Raw genomic sequence first — 1,711 nt, forward strand, 5'->3', positions numbered from 1 at the left:
AGCGGCGTAAGCCACTTTCGCAATCCGATCGAAAGAGGGCCGTCCCGTTCGGGGCGGCCCTTTCTCGTTCAGTCCCATTTCGCCAGCGGCGGCAGGCTCATCAGGATGGCGTCGATGTTGCCGCCGGTCTTGAGGCCGAACAGCGTGCCGCGGTCGTAGACCAGGTTGAACTCGGCGTAGAGGCCGCGGTAGCGCAGCTGGCGCTCGCGGTCGGCGTCGGTCCACGGCGCGTCGCGGCGGCGGCGGACGATCGCCGGATAGGTGTCGAGGAAGCTGCGGCCGACATCCTGTGTGAACGCGAAGTCGGCCTCCCAGTCGCCGGTTGTCAGCTGGTCGTAGAAGATGCCGCCGACGCCGCGGTTCACGCCGCGATGCTTGATGAAGAAATATTCGTCGCACCACGCCGAGAAGCGCGGCCAATAGTCGGGGGAATGCCGGTCGCAGGCCGCTTTGAACACGGCGTGGAAGTCGCGGGTGTCCTCGTCGCGTGGGATCGCCGGGTTGAGATCGGCACCGCCGCCGAACCAGCGCTTGGTAGTGACGAGGAAGCGCGTGTTCATGTGGACGGCGGGCACGTGCGGGTTGGCCATGTGCGCAACGAGGCTGATGCCGGTGGCGAAGAAGCGCGGGTCCTCCTCCGCGCCGGCGATCGACTTGGCGAAGTCGGGGGCGAACTCGCCGTGGACGGTCGAGATGTTGACCCCGACCTTCTCGAATACCCGGCCCTTCATCACCGACATCACGCCGCCGCCGCCGGGCGCGCCGCTGTGGTCGGTACGGTCCCAGGCCTTACGCTCGAACGCGGCGTCGGAGCCGGCCTCGCGCTCGATCGCCTCGAACTCGGCGCAGATCGAATCGCGCAAGGTCCGGAACCAGTCCTGCGCGCGGGTCTGCTGGTCGTCGAGCTCATAGGTCATTCGGGATAGCCTTCAGTCTGGCGGAGCGCTTCGCCGAGTACCATGGCCGCGGCGATCGCGACATTGAGCGAGCGCAAGCCCGGCGCCAGCGGGATGCGGACGCGCAGGCCTGCGGCGGCATGGACATGCTCGGGCGCGCCGACGCTCTCCTGGCCGACGAGCAGGATGTCGTCGGGGCGGTATTCGGCCGCGGTGTGCGCGACGCTGCCCCTGGTGGTCAGCAGCACCAGCCGTTCGGACCGTGTGGTGCGGAACGCCGCCCAGTCGTTATGCGCGGTGATGTCGGCCCGGTCGCCGTAATCGAGCGCCGACCGCTTCACCGCGTGCAGCGAGAAGGGGAAGCCGCATGGCTCGATGATATCGATCGGCACGCCGAGACAGGCGCCGAGGCGCATCATCGCACCGACATTGCCGGGCTGATCGGGCTGGTAGAGCGCAAGGCGCATGGCGCGGCGTGTAATCGGATGCGCGGTGCAGGTCCATCCGCGGTCGTTTTGGTGCCGTTCAGGCGGTCGAACGTATCGCTACCGACCCTAAAGCCGATGTGGAGGCTGAAATGCGTAAGATAACGACGGCACTGATCGCCGCAAGCATGTTGGCAACGGTGCCCGGCGCGGCGCTCGCTTACGACAAGAACGACCGCAAGGACCATAAGGAAGCGCGCAAGGAGTGGCGCAAGGACGTGAAGCATGAGCGCAAGGCGTATCGTGAGGCGCGCCGCGACGACTGGCAGTCCTACCGCAGCTATGACTACAACCGCGTCGATCCCCGCTACGGCAACTACTACGCTGACC

General features: G+C 66.9%; 2 protein-coding genes and 1 pseudogene. 1 reads left to right on the forward strand and 2 read right to left on the reverse strand.

All coding sequences use genetic code 11. The features are described 5' to 3' along the window. Positions 1–68: 68 nt before the first annotated feature. Positions 69–917 carry an oxygen-dependent coproporphyrinogen oxidase gene (gene hemF / locus VGD20_RS05060; protein WP_331133404.1) on the reverse strand — a complete coding sequence of 283 codons (849 nt, stop codon included), beginning with the start codon at positions 915–917 and terminating at the stop codon, positions 69–71. Next, positions 914–1,363, reverse strand: a complete 450-nt coding sequence (locus VGD20_RS05065) for a tRNA (cytidine(34)-2'-O)-methyltransferase (RefSeq protein WP_331133405.1) — start codon at positions 1,361–1,363, stop codon at positions 914–916. The genes hemF and VGD20_RS05065 overlap by 4 nt, the downstream gene beginning before the upstream one ends. A gap of 110 nt (positions 1,364–1,473) precedes the next feature. On the opposite strand from VGD20_RS05065, the pseudogene VGD20_RS05070 reads away from it, so the two are divergent. Continuing rightward, a pseudogene (locus tag VGD20_RS05070) lies at positions 1,474–1,711 on the forward strand (hypothetical protein); the annotation flags it as partial.

Source organism: Sphingopyxis sp. (assembly GCF_036402335.1).
Taxonomy (GTDB): domain Bacteria; phylum Pseudomonadota; class Alphaproteobacteria; order Sphingomonadales; family Sphingomonadaceae; genus Sphingopyxis.

Excerpts from the sequence above, each read along its gene's own strand:
- hemF (WP_331133404.1), bottom strand. The coding sequence starts at position 917 with ATGACCTATGAGCTCGACGACCAGCAGACCCGCGCGCAGGACTGGTTC.
- VGD20_RS05065 (WP_331133405.1), bottom strand. The coding sequence starts at position 1,363 with ATGCGCCTTGCGCTCTACCAGCCCGATCAGCCCGGCAATGTCGGTGCG.